The organism is Pseudomonas mucoides (assembly GCF_015461845.1).
GTDB classification, from domain to species: Bacteria; Pseudomonadota; Gammaproteobacteria; order Pseudomonadales; family Pseudomonadaceae; genus Aquipseudomonas; species Aquipseudomonas mucoides.
The window spans coordinates 398,372-419,784 of the sequence record NZ_JACOPW010000002.1 but is presented as its reverse complement, the minus strand read 5'-3'; the positions used below and the strand labels follow the sequence as shown (position 1 = coordinate 419,784).

The 21,413-nt window shown below is 58.0% G+C and carries 19 protein-coding genes and 1 pseudogene; 2 read left to right on the top strand and 18 right to left on the bottom strand.

Features of this window, described 5'->3' with window-relative positions:
* Positions 1 to 110: 110 nt before the first annotated feature.
* The 7 genes from H8F22_RS10470 to H8F22_RS10440 all read right to left on the bottom strand — a co-directional run bounded on the left by H8F22_RS10470 (position 111) and on the right by H8F22_RS10440 (position 7,841).
* Positions 111 to 1,634, bottom strand: coding sequence for an ArnT family glycosyltransferase (locus H8F22_RS10470; RefSeq protein ID WP_194940082.1), 1,524 nt, complete (start codon positions 1,632 to 1,634; stop codon positions 111 to 113).
* Positions 1,631 to 3,379: a lipid IV(A) 4-amino-4-deoxy-L-arabinosyltransferase gene (gene arnT, locus H8F22_RS10465; protein ID WP_194940081.1), complete on the bottom strand. Its 1,749-nt coding sequence runs from the start codon at positions 3,377 to 3,379 to the stop codon at positions 1,631 to 1,633. Before arnT ends, H8F22_RS10470 begins: the two co-directional genes overlap by 4 nt.
* Positions 3,380 to 3,493: 114 nt before the next feature.
* Positions 3,494 to 4,117: a lipopolysaccharide core heptose(II)-phosphate phosphatase PmrG gene (pmrG, locus tag H8F22_RS10460; RefSeq protein ID WP_059182921.1), complete on the bottom strand. Its 624-nt coding sequence runs from the start codon at positions 4,115 to 4,117 to the stop codon at positions 3,494 to 3,496.
* 245 nt (positions 4,118 to 4,362) lie between these two features.
* Positions 4,363 to 4,920: a PqiC family protein gene (locus H8F22_RS10455; RefSeq protein WP_027923073.1), complete on the bottom strand. Its 558-nt coding sequence runs from the start codon at positions 4,918 to 4,920 to the stop codon at positions 4,363 to 4,365.
* A gap of 32 nt (positions 4,921 to 4,952) precedes the next feature.
* The gene (locus H8F22_RS10450) at positions 4,953 to 6,611 is read right to left on the bottom strand and encodes a PqiB family protein (RefSeq protein ID WP_194940080.1); all 1,659 of its coding nucleotides are present in this window, start codon (positions 6,609 to 6,611) and stop codon (positions 4,953 to 4,955) included.
* A complete protein-coding gene (locus H8F22_RS10445; protein WP_027923075.1) occupies positions 6,592 to 7,248 on the bottom strand; it encodes a paraquat-inducible protein A in 657 nt (218 codons plus the stop codon). The genes H8F22_RS10450 and H8F22_RS10445 overlap by 20 nt, the downstream gene beginning before the upstream one ends.
* Positions 7,245 to 7,841: a paraquat-inducible protein A gene (locus H8F22_RS10440; protein WP_027923076.1), complete on the bottom strand. Its 597-nt coding sequence runs from the start codon at positions 7,839 to 7,841 to the stop codon at positions 7,245 to 7,247. Before H8F22_RS10440 ends, H8F22_RS10445 begins: the two co-directional genes overlap by 4 nt.
* 228 nt (positions 7,842 to 8,069) lie before the next feature.
* On the opposite strand from H8F22_RS10440, the gene H8F22_RS10435 reads away from it, so the two are divergent.
* Complete coding sequence (locus H8F22_RS10435) at positions 8,070 to 8,687, top strand: dihydrofolate reductase family protein (RefSeq protein ID WP_194940079.1); 618 nt, start codon at positions 8,070 to 8,072, stop codon at positions 8,685 to 8,687.
* Between the two features lie 20 nt (positions 8,688 to 8,707).
* On the opposite strand, the gene H8F22_RS10430 is transcribed toward H8F22_RS10435, so the two are convergent.
* The 9 genes and pseudogenes from H8F22_RS10430 to H8F22_RS10385 all read right to left on the bottom strand — a co-directional run bounded on the left by H8F22_RS10430 (position 8,708) and on the right by H8F22_RS10385 (position 17,981).
* A complete protein-coding gene (locus H8F22_RS10430; RefSeq protein ID WP_027923078.1) occupies positions 8,708 to 9,070 on the bottom strand; it encodes a DUF6124 family protein in 363 nt (120 codons plus the stop codon).
* A 422-nt stretch (positions 9,071 to 9,492) separates the two neighbouring features.
* Positions 9,493 to 10,281: an SDR family oxidoreductase gene (locus H8F22_RS10425; protein ID WP_027923079.1), complete on the bottom strand. Its 789-nt coding sequence runs from the start codon at positions 10,279 to 10,281 to the stop codon at positions 9,493 to 9,495.
* Between the two features lie 46 nt (positions 10,282 to 10,327).
* On the bottom strand, positions 10,328 to 11,875 hold the full coding sequence (locus H8F22_RS10420) for an amino acid ABC transporter permease/ATP-binding protein (RefSeq protein WP_194940078.1): 1,548 nt from the start codon (positions 11,873 to 11,875) through the stop codon (positions 10,328 to 10,330).
* Positions 11,876 to 11,939: 64 nt separating this feature from the next.
* On the bottom strand, positions 11,940 to 12,734 hold the full coding sequence (locus H8F22_RS10415; RefSeq protein ID WP_027923081.1) for an ABC transporter substrate-binding protein: 795 nt from the start codon (positions 12,732 to 12,734) through the stop codon (positions 11,940 to 11,942).
* Between the two features lie 46 nt (positions 12,735 to 12,780).
* Positions 12,781 to 13,851: an isopenicillin N synthase family dioxygenase gene (locus H8F22_RS10410; RefSeq protein ID WP_194940077.1), complete on the bottom strand. Its 1,071-nt coding sequence runs from the start codon at positions 13,849 to 13,851 to the stop codon at positions 12,781 to 12,783.
* 14 nt (positions 13,852 to 13,865) lie between these two features.
* Positions 13,866 to 14,717, bottom strand: a complete 852-nt coding sequence (locus H8F22_RS10405) for a sugar phosphate isomerase/epimerase family protein (protein ID WP_027923083.1) — start codon at positions 14,715 to 14,717, stop codon at positions 13,866 to 13,868.
* A 620-nt stretch (positions 14,718 to 15,337) separates the two neighbouring features.
* Positions 15,338 to 16,246, bottom strand: coding sequence for an outer membrane protein (locus tag H8F22_RS10400; RefSeq protein ID WP_156428537.1), 909 nt, complete (start codon positions 16,244 to 16,246; stop codon positions 15,338 to 15,340).
* Positions 16,247 to 16,812: 566 nt separating this feature from the next.
* Positions 16,813 to 17,028 (bottom strand): annotated as a pseudogene (locus H8F22_RS10390) (ATPase domain-containing protein); the annotation flags it as partial.
* A 392-nt stretch (positions 17,029 to 17,420) separates the two neighbouring features.
* Positions 17,421 to 17,981 (bottom strand): lipid-binding SYLF domain-containing protein, encoded by a 561-nt coding sequence (locus H8F22_RS10385; RefSeq protein WP_027923086.1) that lies wholly within the window; start codon positions 17,979 to 17,981, stop codon positions 17,421 to 17,423.
* Positions 17,982 to 18,285: 304 nt separating this feature from the next.
* Here H8F22_RS10385 and H8F22_RS10380 point away from each other — a divergent pair, with 304 nt between their 5' ends.
* Positions 18,286 to 18,765 (top strand): VOC family protein, encoded by a 480-nt coding sequence (locus tag H8F22_RS10380; protein WP_059182925.1) that lies wholly within the window; start codon positions 18,286 to 18,288, stop codon positions 18,763 to 18,765.
* A 104-nt stretch (positions 18,766 to 18,869) separates the two neighbouring features.
* Here the strand turns inward: H8F22_RS10380 and H8F22_RS10375 are convergent, their stop codons facing one another.
* Both H8F22_RS10375 and H8F22_RS10370 read right to left on the bottom strand, forming a co-directional pair.
* Entirely contained in the window at positions 18,870 to 20,171 is a 1,302-nt protein-coding gene (locus H8F22_RS10375; RefSeq protein ID WP_194940076.1) for an NAD(P)/FAD-dependent oxidoreductase, read from the bottom strand.
* The gene (locus H8F22_RS10370) at positions 20,168 to 21,256 is read right to left on the bottom strand and encodes a polyamine ABC transporter substrate-binding protein (protein WP_027923089.1); all 1,089 of its coding nucleotides are present in this window, start codon (positions 21,254 to 21,256) and stop codon (positions 20,168 to 20,170) included. The genes H8F22_RS10375 and H8F22_RS10370 overlap by 4 nt, the downstream gene beginning before the upstream one ends.
* Positions 21,257 to 21,413: the final 157 nt, after the last annotated feature.

Here is a 21,413-nt window from a genome sequence, read left to right as displayed (position 1 = left end):
GTGAGCAACCGGCGGGCAGCCGCTGAGGTGTAAATAGTGGCGAAAGGATAGTACCGCTCTCAAAGGCACGCCGGGAAGCGCGGCCCGGTGGTTGAATTTTTTGTTGTGGATCACTCAGGAATAAACGCCACACTCCGGTCTTCGCGGGCGTGAAACAGTCGCTCGCCGTTGGTGGGCGTGGTGGTGATGACCTGGTGGTCGGCACTCAGGTAGTTCAGCGGCAGCGCATCGCCGTTGCGGTACTGCGCGACAACAATGGTGAGTTGCGGATTCCAGTGCTGGCCACTGGTGCGGTCCAACCAGGCCATCAGCGCGGCGGTGTCGCCGGTGCGCGGGAAGTCGTCGGTTTGCTGCACGTAATAAAACGTTGGGCCACCGGTTTGCAGGTACATGGGCACTTTGTTGTCGACGTCGATCATCACCATGCGCCAGTGATTCAAGGGAGCCCGTTTGCTGGCCTCGAGCTTGACCCTGTCACCGAAGTCCATCACGCCGCCACCGCTGTTGGTCCAGGGATACAGCACGCCCAGCACGGCCATTAGTGCGACGGCACTCACTCCGAAGCCGATCTTCAAGCCGCGACTGACCAACGTGCCGACCACGTTGCGTTCAGCCATGCGTCGGGTGATCCACCACGCTCCCAGCAGTTGCGCGAAGGGCACAAGCGGCAGCACGTAGTAGCTGCGTCGACTGCCACTGGCAGTGAAAAACAACATCAGCAACCCCAGGCCCCAGAGCAGCCAGCGGGTATTGGGCTCGACACTGCGCCAGTTGCGCAACGCGACCCAGCACGCCAACAGCCAGCAAGGCGCCCACGGCAAGGTGTAGACGGGGAGGTAAAGCAGGTAGGTGTAAATCGGGCCGATGTTATCGAACGGCTGGAAAAACCGGACGACGTTCTCGCGCAACACCAGGCCCAGGCCACTTTCGCCATAAGTCGGGGCACCGTAAACATGCGAGAGCATGAACGGGGTCATGTAGAAAACGCCGGCAATCAGCAGGGCGGCACACAGCCGCAGATTGAGGTGGCGTTTCCAGCGCCCTTCCTGCACCAGATGCGGCAGCAGCAACAAACCCGGCAGGATGAAACCGATCAAGCCTTTGAACAGCGAGGTCAGGGACAGCAGCAGGAAAAACACCAGGTAACGACCGACGCGGGTGTCGTCCGGTCCGCGCCAATACCACCATACCGCCGCCAGCACGCCGCACACCGTGAGGATGTCGGCCGTGGCCACCCGTGCCCAAAAGACAAAATAGAAGGTGGTCGCCAGCATCCACCCGGCAATCAAACCGGTGCCTTTGCGGAACAGTTGTTCGCCGATCAGGTACACCAGCCACACGCTCAGCCACGCGGCGATCACCGAGGAGAGGCGCAATGACCAGTGGTTCAGACCGCCGGTCAACCAGGCGGAGGCCGTGATTAACCAATAGGAGGGCAGCGGTTTGTCGTAATAGGCCCCACCTTTGAGGTAGGGGTCGAAATAGTCACCACTTTGCAGCATCTGCAACGCGATATTGGCCCAACGTGTTTCCGCGCCCCATAACTCGCGGGTGCCTAGCCCCAACAACAGAATCAACGCGGTAACGCCCAGCAGCAGCGTCAACCGGCCCTTGTCACGGGTCCAGAGTTTCATGAGGGGTTTCCAGTCGGCACTTTGTCAGAAACGCTGTCAGGGCCGGTTTTCGGAAATATCAGGATCTGCAGATTGCCTCGCTCATAGCGTACGCCGTCGATAGGCAACAGCTCGACCTCCTGCACTTCCTGAACACTGTTCACCCGCATGACCACGCCAACCGAGCCTTTTTTTCGTGCCTCGGCCATCCACTTGCCGACGCTGTCCTTGGTGACTTTGCGTGAGTCCATGGCCGGGTCGGCGAGGCCGTATTTCAGCTCGCCAACGGTATTGAACAGGTCGATTTGTGGCCGCTTCAAACGCCAGGACAACGCCGACGCCGCCCCCAGATCGTTACTCAGCAACGAAGAGGTTTGCGCCAACGCATCAAGGTGCTCGGCAATAAACTGATCCGGCATCTTGCTGTTGACGATCTGCGAAGGTATGGCGGCCGGCGCTAACGCGACCAGCAGCCAGATACCGACAGCGGGCATCGCCCAAAACGTCAATGGCCGCATGACTTGCAAGGCGTTGGAAATGATCCAGCCGATCAACACGATAAACACCAGGGACAGGCTGAACATCTCGGTGTTTGGGTAGATTTCCTTGGTGGTCTGGACATAAAGCAAGGCGATCAACGCCGCGGTGCCCACGCTGATGTTGACCACGCCATTAATTCGGATTGAACGGCCTCGCCCCTGATTCAGCTGTTCCATGACCGTGTGCCCGATCAGCAGGGCCAACGGCAACAGGCACGGCATGATGTAGGTCGGCAGTTTGCCGCTGCTCAAGCTGAAAAACGCCAATGGCAACAGTAGCCACAACAGCATGAACGCGATGGCGGGTTGGCCTTTTTGCTTCCACGCGTTGTTCAACGTGTTGGGCAGCAATGCCGCCCACGGCAGGCTCGACGCGACCAGCAGCGGCAGATAAAACCACCAGGGTCGTGCGTGCTGCGCATCATCGGCGGCGAACCGGCGCACGTGTTCATTCCAGAAGAAGAAGTTCCAGAAGTCCGGCTCCCGATGCTGGATGGCGAGCACCCATGGCAAGCACACCGCGACAGCGACCAACACGGCTAACGAACCGTAACGGAGCAATTCGCCCATGCGCCGTTGCCAGATCATGTAGGGCAGGGCGATCAACACCGGTAACAGCCAGGCGAGAAAGCCTTTGGTCATGAAACCCATGCCACAGGCAAAACCCATCACCGCCCACGCGCTCACCTTGTTTCGAGACGTTTGGCCGTCGATGGCAAACCAAAGCGCGACCAGGCTCAAGTTGACCCAGAGCGTGAATTGCGGATCAAGGTTGGCGTAACCGGCCTGACCGGCAATCAGCCCGAAACTCATGTACAGCAATGCGCAGGCCGCGCTTTTGCGCGGATCGTTCCAAAGCCGGCGGGCGATCAGGTAAGTCAGCCAGACACTCAGCCCGGTACTCACGGCCGAAGCAATCCGCACGCCGAACAGGTTATCGCCAAAGATCGCCTGACCGATGGCGATCATCCAGTAGCCGGCAATAGGCTTTTCGAAGTAGCGGATGCCCATGAAGTGCGGCGCGACCCAGTTGCCGCTCAGGCGCATCTCCTGACTGATCTGGCCGTAGCGGGTTTCGTCGGGGATCCATAGCCCGTGCGTCACGAGCGGCAGCAGGTAAAAAACCACAAACGCCAATAACAGGCCGGGTACGAGCCAGCGTTCAATCGGGACGCGAGCGCTGGCTAGCTGATCCGTAGAATGGGGTAATGGGGTATGCGAAGTCATGACTCGTCCTTGCCGTAATACCGCAAGCAGGCAGCGTGGGTGTCGTAGTTCAATGGACAGTGGGGCAACTCAAGTCGAGTCGGCGGCTACTGATGGCTGTTGGCGCGCCGTTGTTTATTTCCCCTGCACTGCGTTCCAGTCTTCAGGATTAATAATGCCCAGCACTTGGAGTTGCCCATTAGTGTCGATGCGCAGGAACACTGTACTGCCGTATTCACTCTTGGCCGCATGCGGGAAACCGGTCTCGGCCAGGAAGTCGCCAATGCAGCCACTGTGAGAGACCAGTACCAGATTGCGATGGGCCTGCTTGTGCGCGACCACGTCGTTGCGCAGTGTCTTGCCACAAGTCACCAGCCATTCCTGTGTCTTGGGGTCATTGCCGAACATCGCGTGCGACGTTTGTATCGTGCGCGTGGCCGGGCTGCTCAACACATCGGTTTGCGCCATGCCCAGGCGCATGAAGTGCTGGCCGACCGCCATGGAGGATTCGTTGCCGAAGCGGGTGATACCGTCCGCCGGCCCCAGGCAAGGGTTGCTGGATTGGTCGCACCGCTCGGCGTGACGGACCAGCGCAACCACTTCGCCAGCCTGCCAGTCTTGAAAGAGTTCAGCCTTGGCAGCGCTCTCGGCACTGACCAGGTGAGTGGGCGATCTCGGCCACAAGACCAAACCCGTGACAACTACAGCAACCACCGAGGTGGCGATCAATGACGCCAGTTTTACTGTGCGCGAAGTCATGTGTCGTTCGTTATCTGAAGTAGGAGAGTTACGAGCAAAACTAGAGGCGGGCAGGTAGCGGAGGAGTGAAACGAATGTGAAAAAATTGCTCAGGATGTGGGCGCTGCCAACTTAGTCAATGATTGAGAACCCTTATCGCTTATTCGGCCCCTGTCACGACGTTTGACGTGTCGATATAAAACCATCCTGTCATGCTTGGTTCAGCGGTGACGGAGGCACCGCTGAACAGTGTCCGGGCATTAAAGTCAGGAGGACGGGCAACTCTGTCGTGTGCCCCTGGCCGCCTGCCCGATCAGTGCAGCCAGGCGTTTGACGTTGTTCTGCTGGGCGGCAACCAGATCTTCAATGCTCGCGCCTGAAGGCGTTTGCAACGTGCTGCGGCAGGTGAGTGCTGCCCCATTGCCTTCGCCGGTCACGCGCAGGCGCCAGGTCGCGTCAATCAGCCCATATTGCCCGGGAACCGAATCAAAGCGTTGGACATCAATGCGCAATGACAGCTTGCGCGGGGGATTGGCGCTGGCCAATTGATCGATCAGGGCGCTTCGAAACTCATCGCCCAGCGACGCCCCCCACCATTCGGTTTCGAGCAGCACCAGGCCGCTGTTGCCTTGGCGAATCACCACCTGTGGCCGGTCGACCTGCGCTGGCACACTGAGGCTCTCAATCTCGATGGACACCGCATTATTGTGCGCCGCGCCCCCCGTTTGAGGCGGCATCAGGGTGTGATAGTGAACAGGATCACTGCGGCAGGCCGCGAGCAGTAACAGCGCAGTGACCAAGGTGAGCTTTGGCGAAAAACCCATAGGTGTTGCTCCTTTCTTCTGCGTCCCGGTCATTATTTCAGGTCCTTTGCCGCGGCATTGTCAGGTCGACCACGAATCAGTGACTCCGGATGGCGGCCCAGGTAATCCGTCAGTTCACGCAAGGATCGCGACGTACGTGAAAGCTCATCCAGGGTCTGCCCCAGTTTTTCCCTTTGTGGCGAATCTTCGGCAATGGTGGAGTTGGCGGATTGCAGGGTCGTATTGGCCGACTGCAGGGTCTTGCTGACTTCCGACAGGGTGGTATCTACGCCAGGCAGTGTCTTGCCGTTGAATTTCACCAGCCCTTTGCGCAGTTCCACAAGGTTGCTGTCGAGGTTGTCGGCAATGCGCTCCACGGGCAGCTTGTTGATCTTGCTGATCATGGCTTCAAGCTTTTCCTGCAACTGTTCGAGGCTGCCCGGCACCGTTGGAATCATGACCGGGCGCACGTTGGGATCGAAAGCGACTTTGTCTGCTTTGGGGTAGAAGTCCAGAGCGATGTACAACTGGCCGGTCAGCAGGTTGCCGGTACGGGCCTGGGCACGCAGACCGTTGTCGATGAAGGTACCGATCATCCGCACGCCAGCCGCTTCGTCATTAGGGTCATGATTGAGCGCCTTGATCATTTTGGTGTGGGCCTGACCCAGGCGTTGCGGGTAGATCACAATGCCGACGTTGACCGGGAAAGTACGTTTTACCGGGTCAAAATCCAGGTTGACCGACACCACTCTGCCGATTTCTATGCCGAGAAATTCCACCGGCGCATCAACCTTGAGCCCGCGCATCGCCTGATCGAAACGCAGGGCCAGGAACTGCGCCTTGCCATTGGGCGGGGCGAGGGCGGTTTGCTGGTCTTCGAACAGCTCGTAGGCATACTCTTCGGCGGCCGGCTTGTCGTTGGGGTTGTAGTCCGGCGCGCGGAAGGCGATACCGCCCACCAACAGAGAGGACAAGGACTCGGTCTTGAGCGCAAAACCGTTGGCGCCGACGCTCACGTCCACACCGCTGGCATTCCAGAATCGGGTGTTTTCGGTGACGTACTGGTCATTGGGCGCATGAATAAACAGGTCGATGTTTACCCCTTTGCCGTCGGGGTCCAGCGCGTAGGCCACCACCTGGCCAACCGGAATCTTGCGGTAGTAAACCGGCGAGCCGATGTCCAGCGAACCCAGGTCCTGTGTATGCAAGGTGAACCGCTTGCCCGGCTCGCCATAGGTGATCGGTGGCGGGTTTTCCAGACCTTTGAAGGTTTTCGAGCGGCCATTGGCCTGGCCAATGTCGGCGCCGATATAGTCCCCGGACAGCAGCGTATCAATGCCCGAAACCCCGCCGGCACCAATACGTGGCCGCACGACCCAGAATTGCGAGTCTGAACGGGTGAAACTTTCGGCTTGTTTGGTCAGTTTGATCGTGGCGTTGACATTCTTCTGGTCGTTGCTCAGCTCCACATCGGCGACCTGGCCGATCACCACGTTGCGGTATTTAACCTCAGTCTTGTTGGCCGTCAGGCCAGAACCGGTCTTGAACGTGACGGTGATGGTCGGGCCTTCCTGCAAGATGCTGTGGACCACCAGTGACAGCCCGACCAATACCGCAACAATGGGCACGATCCAGACCAGTGAGAGACTGCGACCGGTCTTGACCGGGGCCTGTCCGGGGGCTTGAGGCCCTTCAGTGGCTTGCGACTTCATCCATGACCTCCTCGTTTTGTGGGTTTTCCCGCTTTTTATCCCAGATCAGGCGCGGGTCGAAACTCATCGCCGCCAGCATGGTGAACACCACCACCAAACCGAAAAATAGAATGCCCGGGCGCGGTTCAATGTCGGCCAGGGCTTGAAACTTCACCAGAGAGGCCACCATCGCCACCACAATCACATCGAGCATCGACCAGTAACCAATGATCTCGACGAAGCGGTACAGCTGCGACCGCTCCTTGCGTGCCCACAGGCTCCCGCGCTGGACGGTCACCAGCAGCATGGTCAGGGCCACGAACTTGATGCCCGGCACCGCAATGCTGGCAATGAAAATGATCAGGGCAATGTCCCATGCACCGTGCTGCCAGAACTCCAGGACGCCGCTCATGATCGTGCTGTCGGCGCCATTGCCGACCATCTTGGTGTTCATCACCGGCAACAAATTGGCCGGCACGTAAAACGCCAGGGCGGTGAACATGTAGGCCCAGGTGCGGGCCAGCGAATTGGATTTGCGCCGGTGCAGCGGCGCGCCGCAGCGCTCGCATTCGTGGGGCTCACCGGTCATGTCGCAGGCCATGCCGCAGCTATGGCACAGGCAGAGGTTGAGGTCGCTGGCGACCGGGGGCATGTTCATAGGATGTCCCATAATTCACGGATATCGCGCCCGGCGATGCGGATCATCATCAGGCTGAGCACGGCCAGTGCAAACAGGCCGATGCCGGGCAGTACGTCGAGCAATCCGGCCAGTTTGATCACCGCGACCATGGCGCCGAGCAGGCAGACTTCCAGCATGCTCCAGGGCCGCAGGGATTCCAGCCAGCGCATGCAGAACTTGAAACCGGGGGAACGTCGGTGCGAGAGGGCGAAACCCAGGACCCAGATCAGCAGCAACAGCTGGAAAATCGGCGCGATGATCATTGCAATCGCGGCGACCATCGCGATGAACGTGATCGGACCCAGGCTCAGGGCCAATACCGAATCCCACAGGGTTGCGCTGTTTTTCAAGCCTTTGAGGCTGATGCTCATGACCGGATAGAAATTGGCGAAAATCCACAGCACCAACGCCGTGAAGGTTAACGCCAGTCGTTGCTCCACCGTCAGGCCGTTGTAACGCTGGAGCACGCCGCCGCAGCAGGTGCACAGGGTTTTCTGGTGTTTGGCGAGCGTGACTTTTTCATACACAGAGTCGCAGTGCTCGCAGATGATCAATTGATCAGTATTCGCCATGGGCCAAGGCTCAACAGTAGGCAGGAAGTTCAGAGCACCTCCTCAATATAGAAGTGCCTTGCAATTGAGCAAATCGAAATGCAAAACGATGCGGTATCGGTGAACCTTCATCTGTACGGCGTACTGTCGATTTCGCAACGGCTCGTTCGACTATCTGTCAGGGAATGAATCGGCGGGTACGCTGTGATCCCCGGCATTCCCGATACGCGCGCTCAACAGGAGAAGACCATGCGCAAGCTCACCGTTGCCGCTTTCCTGAGTCTGGATGGCGTTATGCAAGCCCCCGGCGGTCCTGAAGAAGACACCAGCGGCGAATTCCGTTTCGGTGGCTGGATCGTGCCCCACGCCGACAAGGTCTCTGGCGAGGCGGTACAGGACCTGTTTTCGCAGCCGTTCGAATTGTTGCTGGGCCGTCGCACCTACGACATATTTGCGGCGTATTGGCCGCAGCAAAAGGCCGATTCCCATAGCCATTGTATTGCTGACCTGTTCAACCGGGCGCCGAAGCATGTGGCCACGCATCACCCCGATACGCTGGAATGGCAGAACAGTCGTGCCTTGGAAGGAAACCTTGCCGATGCGATACGTTCGCTCAAGCAACAGGACGGTGCCGATCTGTTGACCCAGGGCAGCGGCGATCTGGTGCGCCAGCTGCTTGCCGCCGGAGTGGTCGACGAACTTCGGTTGATGACGTTTCCCGTCATGCTGGGGCGCGGCAAGCGCTTGTTCGATGACACGGCGCAGGCTTGGGCCTTCACGTTGGCGCATTCGACCAGCACGCCGGGCGGCGTGCTGATCACCCGATACGTGCGCGAAGGGGAGGTGCGCACTGGAACGTTCGATTAAGGTAAATAGAAGGGCCGTGCTTACGCCTTCACTTCAACCTTATCCAGCGCCTGATTCACCGCCAATTCCCCCAACATCACCACTTGGGTAATCCCCAGTAGGGTCTTACGGTTTGAGTGGTCCAGTAGCGCCGCCAAATTACTGAGCATGGTGGTGGCCGAGCCCAGTGATTCGCTGGCGTTGACCAGCAGGGATTCGGTGTCGTACTTGGGGTTGGCGAGGAACATCGGTTCGGGTTCGTGGGTGCTGGCCATGATTTGGGCGGCCGGGTTGAGGTAATGGTCGAGGGCGCGTTCGGCCGCTTCGTGGAGTTTTTTGGAATCGAGCGATTCGTAGGGTGATGCCGGATCGGTGTCCGGTGGGTTGGGTGTTGGTTTGATCATGGTGAAACTCCTGATTGTTCACGAGGAGCTACCCACATCACTTGCAGATGATGGGTGGCAGCGATGTGCGGGTCTGCAAGACCGGGAAACCAGGAACCCGGCAGACCCGAAGGTCTCCCGCACAAAGCCGCCATTTTTGCGGACATGAACGAGCGTCCGTTGGCTGGGCTATGCGACTGGTGTTCCGGCGGGCTTGCAGACCCGATCACTGATGAGCAGTGACAGGAATCAAGTTAACGACGGGGACCTGGACGCACAAGCCGGCGGATTCTGTCTTACCCGTAGGCCATGGCGCAAGGCGTTGTAGCCTTTGGGTGGTAACAGGAGGCTTCGTTTAAACAGGCTGGATTTTTGTTGTTTAAACGGGGGGTTGCGCTGGAACGGACCCCGTTGCGAGGTCCGCTCCGTTGTGCCTGCCGTCATTACTGGCTGGAGCGAATCGCCCCGCCATCAATCAACAAATTCTGTCCGGTCAGGTAGCCTGCGTGGCGGCTGCAAACGAAGGCACACAGCGCACCGAATTCCTCGGGTGAGCCAAAGCGTTTGGCAGGGATTTCACGGCGGCATTCGTCGAGGAATGCCTCACTGTCTTGCCCCGACTCCCGGGCCGCCGCGACCAGGTTGTCACGCAGTCGATCGGTGTCGAAGGAGCCCGGTTGCAGGTTGTTGATCGTCACATTACGACTGGCAATGTGTTCCTGCCGGGCAAGCCCTGCGATGAACCCCGTCAGGCCACTGCGCGCGCCGTTGGACAGGCCGAGGCTTTCGATAGGCGACTTCACGGCACTCGACGTGATGTTGATGATCCGGCCAAATCCGCGTGCCGCCATGCCGTCTACTGTTGCCTTGATCAACTCGATCGGCGTGAGCATGTTGGCGTCCAGTGCCTTGAGCCAGGCGTCGCGATCCCATTCGCGGAAATCCCCGGGAGGAGGGCCGCCAGCGTTGTTGATCAAGATGTCGAAATGCTCGTGGGCCAGGAGGGCGGCTGCCCGGCCTTCAGGCGTCGATATGTCTCCCGCCACGGCGATGACCGTCACCTCAGGATTGATCGCTCTGAGCTGAAGGGCTGTTTCATTCAGCGTGTGTTCGCCCCGCGCAGTAATCACCACGTTCACGCCTTCGCTGACGAGTGCCTGTGCGCAGGCTTTACCCAGGCCTTTGCTGGCGGCGCATACCAGCGCCCAGCGTCCTGCTATTCCAAGATTCATGCGTGTTTTCCTGAAAGATGAGCGCTCAAAAAAAGGAGTTGCCTGTTCATGCGTGATCCACCGCTGCGGAGCGGTTGGGCGACTGAGCACCGATGCCCATAAAGCGCCGCACTCGTTCGCCCTCGGCATCGCAACGTATGGTTTCAGGCGCGGCATCGAGTTGAATATTGCCGTTTTCCATGAAAATCACCCGATCTGAGATTGACATGGCAAAGTCCATTTCGTGGGTCACGATCAGCATGGTCATGCCTTCCTTGGCCAAGTCGCGGATCACATTGAGCACGTCGTTGACCAGTTCCGGGTCGAGGGCCGAGGTCGGCTCGTCGAACAGCATGATCTGCGGCTCCATCGCCAGGGCCCGGGCGATGGCCACGCGCTGTTGCTGCCCGCCGGAGAGCTGGTGCGGGTACTTGTGGGCATGGGCCAGCAGGCCGACCTTGTCCAGTAGCGCGTAGGCACGATGTTCACTCAGCTCGCCTGGCTGACCGTGGTAACGCGGTGCCAGCGTGACGTTGTCGAGAATGGTGCGGTGCGGGAACAGATTGAAGTTCTGGAACACCATGCCGATGTGCCGCACGCCTTTGCGCAGGCGGGCGCTGTCGGGCTTGTCCGACGCCTCAATGAATGTTTCGCCGAACAACAGAATGTCGCCGGTATCGATGCTTTCCAGCCCGTTGACCGTGCGGATCAGCGACGTTTTGCCGGAGCCGGAGGGCCCGATGATCGAGACCACCTGGCCGTATGTGACAGTCAGGTCGATGCCCAAAAGCACTTTATGCGTGCCATAGCTCTTCTGGATATTCTTCAATTGCAGGATGGGTGTCGCATTATTGCCGGCGGCTTTGCGCCCGCTGTCGGGCAGCGCTTCGGCGCAGGCTTTGAACTTCGCCACGGCCGCGTCATCGAGTGTGTGCGGCTTGCGGAAATTCAGGTCCAGGTAGCGTTCCAGACGCTGCAGGAAATAGCCGAACACGGTGACGATCAACACGTAGTAGACGCCGACTGCCGCCAGGGTTTCCATGACCAGGAAGTTAGTGGCATAGAGGCGTTGGCCGACTGTGAGGATTTCGGTCAGGGAGATGACCGAGACCAGCGATGTCAGCTTGACCACTGTGATGTATTCATTGATCAACGTGGGCAGTGAAATACGGAATGCCTGGGGGATCACGATCAAACGTTGCATGCCGAACACGCCGACGCCCAGCGCGCGCCCGGCTTCCTTCTGGCCCTTGGCCACGGAAATCAGGCCGCCACGATGGATCTCCGCCATGTACGCCGCTTCGGTGACCACCAGGGCCAGCAAGCCGGAGTAGAAGGGGTTGGACAGAATCGGGCCGCTACCGGGAAACAATTGCGGCAAGTTGTAGACGAACACCACCAGCACCAGCAACGGAATGCTGCGAAAGAACCAGATGTAGACCGCTGCGGGAATGCGCAGCAAGGGCGATTGGGACAGCTTGGCCGAGGCCAGGAGAAAACCCAGCAGCATGCCGATGAACCAGGCCAGGGCACTGAGCTGGATCACCGTGACGCAGGCGTTCCAGAAGTCCGGCAGGGAGAACAGGGAGAAGAAATACGACCAATCGAATGGCATAGGGCACCTCGATCTGCCACCCCCATGCAGGGGCGGCAGATGACCAGACTACAAGGACAGGTTCTTAATGGGAGGTCGGTTCTTCCAAGGCGTATTTTTTAAGAATAGCGGCATACTCACCACTCTTCTTGGTCTCCTCGAAGGCCTTTTGCACCGCCTGGAAGGTTTCTTCGTTACCTTTCTTGACGAAAATGCCCAGGGTTTGCTGATAGATCGGGTGATCGGTGGTGATGACGACTCGGCCGTTGGTCTTTTCCGCGATCAATTTTGCCGCGCCTGCGATTTCAACCTGGGCCTGAATGTTCTTGGACAACAGGGCCTGGGTGACTTCAGGCGCCGAAGGGTACTCGCTGACGGTGATCGCGCCTTTGTTGTTCGGCACGCAATATTCATCGGACAGTTTGCGGAATTCCTTGACCCAGGTGGTGCCCTGTTCCAGACCCAGTTTCAAGCCACACAGGTCTTCAGGTTTTTTTGCATTGATTTCGCTGCCCTTGGGCACCATGACCGCGGCACCGGTGTTGGCATAGGCGATGGTCTGGGCCTGAGTCTGGCGTTCCGGTGTGATGTACATGCCGGAAATGACCGCGTCGTATTTGCCCGAGTTCAAGCCCAGGATCAGGCTCGGGAACTTGGTGTCGACGAACTCCACCGTGGTGTTCATGTGCTTGGCCAGTGCCGCTGCCAGTTCAGGATCGGAACCCACGACGTTTTTGTCCTTGTCATAGGACTCGAACGGAGGGTAAGTGATTTCCATGCCGACCTTGAACGGGCCGGTCGCAGCCATGCTCACCGAGGCACCGAGCATACCGGCTGCCAATACAGCCAAGCTCAACAGGTTCTTTTTATTGTTTTTCATCTTTTACTGACTCCGGCGTAGGTAAGGGTGTAACTGAAAACTTCAATCAGGACGGTTGAACCTGATTTTTCAAATGTCCGAAACTGGCGGGCTTGCGTGCCTTGCCTGGCAGTTGAACTTCCCCATTGGCTACCCTCTGACGCAGATACTGATAGGTCTGCAGAGCTTGGCCATACATGTGTTCGCCGATCGTGATTTCTTCGTAGTCGTTGCCTGCCTGGGCGAACCCTGGCAGCGGTTTGATCTGGGTGTGATAGTCGCAGGCATAAAACAGAGGAAAGGAATAGCGCTCCTCTTTCACGCTGCGCACCCGGTGTGCAGTGGCAACGAATGCGCCTGCCGTCATGACTTCAAGCATGTCGCCAATATTGACGACAAAGGCATCGGCCATCGGTGGTGCATCGATCCATTGCCCAAGGTTGTTCATCACCTCAAGGCCAGGTTTGTCGGCCAAGAGAATGGTGAAGCACTCATAATCAGTATGGGCGCCAAGCCCCGGTGCGTCGTGGGCGGCGCCGTCGAAGGGGTAGTGAATCAGCCGCAGTTTGGATGGCGGGCGGGTGACCAGGCTGTCGAAATAGTTTTCTTCCAGGCCCAGGGTCAGGGCAAAGCCGCCGAACAGGCGCCGGCCCAACGCGAAGATCGCTTCATAGTAGGCCTGCACTGACGCCTTGAAACCTGCCAGTTGCGGCCAGTCATTAGGCCCCAGCAATGGAGTGTTGGCCAGCACCATCGGGTCATCGGCCGGGACTTCGAAGCCGACGTCAAAGGCTTCCTTGTGGTCCGGCTTGCCTTTGGAGTAGACCTCTTCGCCTTCGGGAACAAAGCCCTTGTGGGTTTGCGAGGTGCCGATGTAGTGCTGCATCTTGGTGTCGAAAGGCTGGTCGAAAAAATCCTTGGCAGCCTTGCGCAGGTTGGCGATCAGTTGCGGGTCGATGCCGTGATCGGTGATATAGAGGAACCCGACGTCGCTGGCGGCGCGCCCCAATTGTTCGGCCACGGCCAGGCGGTGTTCCAGTTCATAGCTGAACAGACCGGCGATGTTCACCACCGGGATGCTATTGAAGTTGGCTGTGTGGGTGTCAGTGCTGGCGCTGTTGTTTTTATTGTCAGGCATGACGCATCGGCTCCCTAAGGACGGCTTGAGTGGTGGAAACGCTCGAAGTGTTCGCGCTCGGTCTGGCCCATCCACACGTTCAATGACCACAAATCGGCCACCGGGACGTTGGTGAAGGGCAAGTGATGCAGGTAGCCGTCGGCGCCGAATTCCGGGGTCAGGGTGCTGACCTGGTAACCGCGAGTTTGCTGCGAACGCCAGATGCTTTCCCAATGCTGCTGATGGAAAGCCAGTTCTTTTGCATATTCGGGAGCTGCCGGGTGTGGGACCTGCGGGCCTTGGTCGTAACCGACCCGGGCCTGGATATGGTGAACGCGCTCGATGAAGGCGCTGAGGTCATCGGCCGGGTCATTCAGCAGACGCTCGCAAGTCACGACCCAATGGCTGATGTCACTGGTGAACAGCAACTCGGGCAGTTGCCGGATCAACTCCAGGGTCACCCAGGGGTTGAACAGCGAACGCGAACGGTGAGTTTCGAAACTGCACACCTGACCATGCTTGCGCGCCAGTTCCAGTGCTTGACCAAAGAACTCCACTTGTTGCGGCAAGGACCAGCGATCATTGCCTGCCAGCACATTGACGAAACGAGGGCCGAGTTCGGCAGCCCAGGCGAGTTTCTGATCGAGGTCGTTGAGGTGGACGGCAGGCGATGCCGACTGTTCCGGCAGCACGTCGTAGGCGGTGAAGACAGTGCTGATATAGCCCAGGCGATTGGCCTGGAGAAAGGCGCCAAACTCAGCCCGTTCCCGGGCGTCCAGTGGCAGGCGTGCTTCCATGCCATCAAAGCCGGCTTGCAGCAACTCCTCGAGCGCTTGAGCTTTGCTGGCGGTGTAACCCCACAGCGTGCGAAAAATTTCCAGCTTCATCGGTGATCCTCAAAAATCCCAGGGCCTACTGCAAAAGCACTTCGATGGCGCCAAGCCAATCAGCGATCAATGGTCAACCGGGGCAGAGGACATTAGGTCCGGGCGTCTGCGTCATCTGATCCACTGAGCGATACCGAGGCTGGTTCACTGTGGCGCCGATGTTAGGCACAGGCCGTGCGGCGAAAGAATCTGAAAGTTCAAATCAATACTTCAGACTTTCGTTAACAAATAGCTAGCTAATTATCGCGCGTATCAGAGGGGGATTTTTGATCAAGAAGGTGTCTGCGTTGGCGATTGGCGAGGCGTGCCATCGTTACAGCATCATTTTGAAGACTGCCAAGCGACACCGCCGTTGATGGGGCGCAACCGGCCAACAGCTGCCGTTCGGGGAGGACCGCCGTCGGCCACGAACCGTTTCTATAAGCGAGAAGCCAACATGAGTTCGTGATAATTTCATTGGGCTTCACCTTACCGGAAAGGTCAGGTGTCGCACTCAGTTTCCACGGTCACCCGTCTCGGTCTGTGTTGTTCCGGGTTTTTATTCGTCTGTGCAACGCGTTGGATTATGGTCTTTACAATAGTTAAAACGCATAAAATAACGAGAGACGCCAAACGTTAAACTAGAAAGCCCGGTTAATTGATAGCGCAGCAGATTGTGTCGTTATACTGCCAGTGGTGCTACCGATGAGCGAACCAGTGTAAGTGTAAGGCGTGCCGGGGTTTGTGAATGGAGCGGAGTAGTCGATGGTATGGCTTTTGGTGACGGAGTAGTTGTAGCTAAAGTCCAGAAACCACGATGCACTTAAAAAGTAGGTGCCGCCCAGTGTCGCGGTGCCGCCGTACACCCAGTCTGAACCGGAAAAGTTAGTCGGCTGCCCAGATATATCCGTGCGATTTCCCTTGAGGTCGGCAAAACCAACCAAGTCGGTAATTTTGGTGTTTATTTGAGAAGCGGTCGGTCCAGCGCCTGCATAAATATAGCCGGACTTAAATGACCGGCCAATATAGGGTACTAAAGACATGTGATGTTTAACTTCGGTTTCAAACGAGCGGACAACTGCATTCCCGGTAAAAGAGGTCGTTCCGTAAGCGCCAAACTGAGGGATCAGGAAAGGGTCTGTCTTAGAGCTGGTTGATAAGTAATCGTAAGTAAATTTACCGCCCCACAGCCATTTGCTGTTCTCGAAGTGCTTGAAATAGCCCACTTGCAGTGACGGCGAAAATTTTGAATCGGAGTCCATGCTCAGGTCGACAGCTGGCCCACCGGCAGAGCCGGAAGAAATATAGGCGCCGGTATTCGAATCATAGACATTCGACAAGCCGGTTGCATAAATATCCTGGTTGTTAAATTGGGTGTGATTGGCGCTGGCGCCGAACCCTATAAAAAACGCTGAATCTGGAACACTGGCCCCTGATGGCGACTCGGCAAAAACCTCGGCGCTCTGAGAGACGCCCAGTGCACAAGCAAATGCCAGCATGGTCGATTGCGATTTAGTTGGAAAAGTGTGGATTGATGGCTTAATTGTCATTATTTATACCCCATTATGCATCGGCATTAGCGCAATAGATTGGCCAGATAGCCAATCAATTCGTAAGCCTGCGGGTTATTTAAGCAGGTCGAGCGGGTGGTGACTACTGAGAATGTTTTGAGAGGGAGTTTCTTTCTGGTTAAGTTTAGCGACTGTCTCTATAAGCCCTTGGATTCATAGAATAAGATGACGCGTTAAACAATAAGCAGATAGTTAGCCACCGGTAGAATCCGGGTTCACGCGCCTCAAGAACATCGATGTTGGTTGGCTGACTTCCTCAGGACGTGAAGCGGCCAACGCATGAGACGCAAGTGGCCATAACCGGACTATCAAGCTGCTGGAAACCCGAACCAAAAGAGTACGCCAACGACTACTATGATCCATGCAGTGCAGCGGCATAGGTGAATGACGACGAGGTGGCAATCCAGTCGCAGCTTGCCGGTGCTGGCACGGGAGAGGTCGAGCAAATCGTCCACTAACCGAGACATGTGTTGCACCTGACCTTCAATCAGCGCCTGCATCCTCGGCAGTTCATCACTGGGCACCCGCACCAGCCGGCCGGCAATGTAGCGGTCTTCCAGGTCCGAGGTCAGCAACACACTGACGCCGACACTGGTGAGGGCGGTGACCATACACGACAGTGATTCGCGAAAATCTTCGCGAAAGGTCGACGCCAGCGCCAGTTCGAAGCCTGACAAAGAGTCGATCACCACGCGGGTGCCCTTGAGCCGCGTGATTTCACTTAACAGCAACTGCACGATCTCGTCGATGGACAGGTCGGGGCGCGGCTATCCACCAGTGGCCAGACGGTTGATAGTCACTTGGGTGCTCATGGCGAAGTTAGAGAAGCTACGATCTGACGGCTCTCTTCGCTGAGCCTGGACATGGCTAACTGATATCTGAAGGACAGGTGTTGAATAACCTTACAGCGAGCTGCCGAGACTTAATTGGCCGCTGCGTAGAGCTACAGTCATTTATGGGGATAGAAGTGGCAGGCAGCTAAATAGCTGCCTTCGGAAAACACTACTCTACCAAGCACCCGCTGAACGATTTAGCCAATCTGTTGCCTCGACCGGTTGAATCCACAGGCGATTACTGCCCGTTAAGCCGGGCAGCAATCGAGCAGAAAAGTGATTGTCGAAGGGGAGACTGACACCCAATCAAACCGCCGTTTTCAGCGTTTGATCTGGGAAATCTTCGTGCCTTCGATGCTGACGCCGGCCATTAACCCTTGTTGGTCGGTAATGAACGCGTAGGCGTCATCTTTCAGTGTCGAGCTGGACAGGTTTTTCGCAATCCCTTCATCCACTACGACAACCGTGGGCCCCACACCGATTTCCCAACCCTTGGTTTCGGCGAGGTATTTCACTGCTTTGTCGGTCATCAGAAACACCACATAGCCATACGACTGGGCGCCGGCCTGCAACCCCCATGACCCGCTGACGGAGTTGTAATACTTATCGATTTTCGTGCCTTCCATTAACACGCCTTCGCCATAACTACCGCCGAAGACCAGGCCAGCCTTGATGATTTTCGGGAAGACCAGGATCGCCTTTGCCTGTTTTGAAAGGGTTTCGGCAGCTGGGGTGGATTTGTAGAGGATTTTCAGTTCTTGCCGAGCGTCGGCATTCAAATCCTCGGCGGTGGCCGCACCTGCTGTGTTGAGGAGGCTCGCCGAGGCCAAGGAGGCTGTTGCGAGGAAGAACGAGAGGAGGAATTGCATTGATCGTGTCATTTCCGTACTCCGAGAAAGGGAGCTTGGATGGGGCCAGCAATCAGTGTCTGCATCTGGCAGGAACCGAGCTCGCTGACGTTATCCGGCGCACCCTGAAAGGTTGGGATTGCAAGCGTCGCGCTTGAATTATAGAGGCCCCGGGCCGCTGATCAGTTGCGATGCCATCACTGGTTGTGACCACTGTGTAACGGCGGGGTTCGCTGATGGCTGACACGCCTCGAACCTCGGTCAATACCTCGGCGTCCGGTCGCAATTCTCTGCGCTGCTAAAATGCACCTTCGAGTTCCAATCCAGGAGAACCACGATGATCAGCAAAAACACGATTTGTCTCTGGTACGACGGCACTGCGCTGGAGGCTGCGACTTTCTATGCCCAGACGTTTCCCGACAGTGCCGTGGGTGCCGTGCATCGCGCGCCGGGCGACTATCCGGCGGGCAAGCAGGGCGATGTCTTGACGGTTGAGTTCACGGTGATGGGCATACCGTGTCTCGGCCTGAACGGCGGGGCGGGAATCAAGCATAACCAGGCCTTTTCGTTTCAGGTCGCGACCGATGACCAAGCCGAAACGGATCGCCTGTGGAACGCGATTGTCAGCAACGGCGGCACGGAAAATGTCTGCGGCTGGTGCCAGGACAAGTGGGGTTTGTCGTGGCAGATCACCCCGCGTGTCTTGACGGCCGCGGTCACCAGTCCTGATCAAGCGGCAGCCAAGCGCGCGTTCGAGGCCATGATGCAGATGGGCAAGATCGATATTGCAGCGATTGAAGCGGCGGTGGGGCGTTAGCGGGTGTCGACGGATGCCGGGTGTCTTTTTACCAACCCGAAGCGGCTTGAGGCAGCCCGGCATCTCCTGTCGTTTTTCATGTGCAAGTGAAGGATGGCTTAACGTTAACCCAACACTTCCCGCATCCGGTACCAGAGCATGCCCAGCGCCAGCAGTGGCGAGCGCAGGGCACGGCCGCCGGGGAAGGTCATGTGCGGCACCGCGCTGAACACGTCGAAGCCTTTGCTGTGCCCGGCATGGATGGCTTCGCCCAACAGTTTGGCGCACCAGTGGGTGACGTTCAGGCCATGGCCGGAGTAGCCCTGGGCGTAGAACACGTTCGGGTGCTGGCTCAAGCGCCCGACCTGGGGGAAACGATTGGCCGAGATGCCGATCATGCCGCCCCATTGATAGTCGATCCGCACATTGGCCAGTTGCGGGAATACCTTGAGCATTTGCGGGCGCATGTAGGCGGTGATGTCCGCCGGATCGCGACCGGAATAATGGCAGGCACCGCCGAACAGCAAACGCCGGTCCGCCGAGAGCCGGTAGTAATCCAGGCCAACTTTCTGGTCGCAGAGCGCGACGTTATGCGGGATCAGTTTCGACGCCGCTTCTTCCGACAGAGGCTCGGTAGCGATGATGTAGCTGCCCGCCGGAAGCACCTTGCCGCTGAGCGTGGGTTCGAGTTCTTCCAGATGCGCGTTGCAAGCCAGCACCAGGCTGCCGGCGCGCACCGTTCCGCCGGCACACCGCACTTGCACGGTACTCCCATGGATCAGTTCCAGCACCGGGCTCTGCTCGAAGATCTGCACGCCGAGGGACTGCGCGACACGGGCTTCGCCGAGCACCAGGTTCAGCGGGTGCAAGTGCCCCGAGCCCATGTCCACCAAACCACCGGCATACACGCCGGCGTTCACCACCTGCTCGCGGATCTGTCCGGGTTCGACCAGGCGGGTTTCATGGGCGTAGCCCGACGCGATCAACTTCGCGTGTTCGGCCTTCAGCCCGGCGAACTGCGCCGGGGTGTTGGCCAGTTCACAGAAGCCCCAGCGCAGGTCGCAATCGATGCCGTGTTCGCGGATTCGATTACCCACCACTTGCACCGATTCGACGCCGGCACGTTCCAGATAGCGCACACCTTCGGCGCCGACATGCTTGGCAAACCCGCTGACGTCGTGGCCGATGCCGCGAATCAACTGGCCGCCGTTGCGCCCGCTGGCGCCCCAGCCAATCCGCCGGGCCTCCAGCAGGATCACCGAGAGCCCGCGCTGCGCCAGTTCGATGGCGGTGTTGACGCCGGTGAAGCCGCCGCCGATCACGCAGACATCGGCCGTCAGGTCCGAAGTCAACGTGGGGCGCGGCGTCAGGCCGTTAGCCGACGCGGCATAGTAGGAATGGGTGTGTTCGTTGCTGTACTGAGTCATTTGTTGGACTTCACTTTGCTCCAGGAACGGGTCATCAAACGCATGATCGCCTGGGGCGGGGTGGTCGAAATGTAGAGTTTGTCGAGGACGGCCTGGGATGGATACACCTCAGGATTGTTCACCAGTTCCGGGTCCATGAATGCCTTGGCTGGCGGGTTCGGGTTGGCGTAACCGACCGACGCGCTGACCTTGGCAATCACTTGTGGGTCCAGCAGGTAGTTGATGAACGCATGGGCCTCTTTTGGATTGCTCGCATCGGCGGGAACGGCCAGCAAGTCGAACCACAGGTTGCTGCCTTCCTTGGGAATGGCGTAGGCGATGTTCACACCGTTCTTGGCTTCCTTGGCGCGGTTGGCGGCCTGGAACACGTCACCCGAGTAGCCGAAGGCCACGCAAATGTCGCCGTTGGCCAGGTCGGACACGTACTTCGAGGAGTGGAAATAGGTGATGTAAGGACGGATCGCCAACAACTTGGCTTCGGCCTTTTTGAAGTCTTCGGGGTTTTCGCTGCGTGGGTCCATGCCCATGTAGTTGAGGATCGCCGGGAACACTTCATCCGCCGAATCCATCATCGACACGCCGCACTGGCTGAGTTTCTTGATGTTTTCCGGTTCGAACAGCACGGCCCAGGAATCGATGTGATCGACGCCCAGCACTTGCTTGACTTTGTCGACGTTGTAGCCGATGCCGTTGGTGCCCCACAGGTACGGCACGGAGTGCGCATTTTGTGGGTCGTTCTTTTCCAGCAAGGCCAATAGTTTCGGGTCGAGGTTCTTGAAATTCGGCAGTTGCTCGCGGTCGAGCTTCAGGAACGCGCCGGCTTTCACCTGACGGGCGAGGAAGTGGTTGGACGGCACCACGACGTCATAGCCGGTGCGGCCCGCGAGCAGTTTGCCTTCCAGGGTTTCATTGGAGTCGAAGACGTCGTAGATCACTTTGATCCCGGTTTTGGCCTGGAAGTCGGCGAGGGTGGTTTCGCCGATGTAATCGGTCCAGTTGTAGACGCTGACCTGTGGCTGAGCCTGCACACCGGCGCTGAACATTGCCGCCAGCGCGACCGGGAACATGGATTTCAATAGACGCATATCGACACCTCTTCTAATTATTGGATTCTTCCGGAGATTCTTTGTTGATCCTGAAGCCGCTTTCGCGAGCAAGCTCGCTCCCACAGGGGAATGCATTTCAGATTTGGAATGCATTTAAAGTGTGGGAGCGAGCCTGCTCGCGAAGAGGCCGGTGCAG

Excerpts from the sequence above, each read along its gene's own strand:
- H8F22_RS10385 (WP_027923086.1), bottom strand. The coding sequence starts at position 17,981 with ATGACACGATCAATGCAATTCCTCCTCTCGTTCTTCCTCGCAACAGCC.
- H8F22_RS10380 (WP_059182925.1), top strand. The coding sequence starts at position 18,286 with ATGATCAGCAAAAACACGATTTGTCTCTGGTACGACGGCACTGCGCTG.
- H8F22_RS10455 (WP_027923073.1), bottom strand. The coding sequence starts at position 4,920 with ATGGGTTTTTCGCCAAAGCTCACCTTGGTCACTGCGCTGTTACTGCTC.
- H8F22_RS10440 (WP_027923076.1), bottom strand. The coding sequence starts at position 7,841 with ATGGCGAATACTGATCAATTGATCATCTGCGAGCACTGCGACTCTGTG.
- H8F22_RS10445 (WP_027923075.1), bottom strand. The coding sequence starts at position 7,248 with ATGAACATGCCCCCGGTCGCCAGCGACCTCAACCTCTGCCTGTGCCAT.
- H8F22_RS10415 (WP_027923081.1), bottom strand. The coding sequence starts at position 12,734 with ATGAAAAACAATAAAAAGAACCTGTTGAGCTTGGCTGTATTGGCAGCC.
- H8F22_RS10400 (WP_156428537.1), bottom strand. The coding sequence starts at position 16,246 with ATGACAATTAAGCCATCAATCCACACTTTTCCAACTAAATCGCAATCG.
- H8F22_RS10435 (WP_194940079.1), top strand. The coding sequence starts at position 8,070 with ATGCGCAAGCTCACCGTTGCCGCTTTCCTGAGTCTGGATGGCGTTATG.
- H8F22_RS10420 (WP_194940078.1), bottom strand. The coding sequence starts at position 11,875 with ATGCCATTCGATTGGTCGTATTTCTTCTCCCTGTTCTCCCTGCCGGAC.
- H8F22_RS10425 (WP_027923079.1), bottom strand. The coding sequence starts at position 10,281 with ATGAATCTTGGAATAGCAGGACGCTGGGCGCTGGTATGCGCCGCCAGC.
- H8F22_RS10470 (WP_194940082.1), bottom strand. The coding sequence starts at position 1,634 with ATGAAACTCTGGACCCGTGACAAGGGCCGGTTGACGCTGCTGCTGGGC.
- H8F22_RS10375 (WP_194940076.1), bottom strand. The coding sequence starts at position 20,171 with ATGACTCAGTACAGCAACGAACACACCCATTCCTACTATGCCGCGTCG.
- H8F22_RS10430 (WP_027923078.1), bottom strand. The coding sequence starts at position 9,070 with ATGATCAAACCAACACCCAACCCACCGGACACCGATCCGGCATCACCC.
- arnT (WP_194940081.1), bottom strand. The coding sequence starts at position 3,379 with ATGACTTCGCATACCCCATTACCCCATTCTACGGATCAGCTAGCCAGC.
- H8F22_RS10405 (WP_027923083.1), bottom strand. The coding sequence starts at position 14,717 with ATGAAGCTGGAAATTTTTCGCACGCTGTGGGGTTACACCGCCAGCAAA.
- H8F22_RS10450 (WP_194940080.1), bottom strand. The coding sequence starts at position 6,611 with ATGAAGTCGCAAGCCACTGAAGGGCCTCAAGCCCCCGGACAGGCCCCG.
- H8F22_RS10370 (WP_027923089.1), bottom strand. The coding sequence starts at position 21,256 with ATGCGTCTATTGAAATCCATGTTCCCGGTCGCGCTGGCGGCAATGTTC.
- H8F22_RS10410 (WP_194940077.1), bottom strand. The coding sequence starts at position 13,851 with ATGCCTGACAATAAAAACAACAGCGCCAGCACTGACACCCACACAGCC.
- pmrG (WP_059182921.1), bottom strand. The coding sequence starts at position 4,117 with ATGACTTCGCGCACAGTAAAACTGGCGTCATTGATCGCCACCTCGGTG.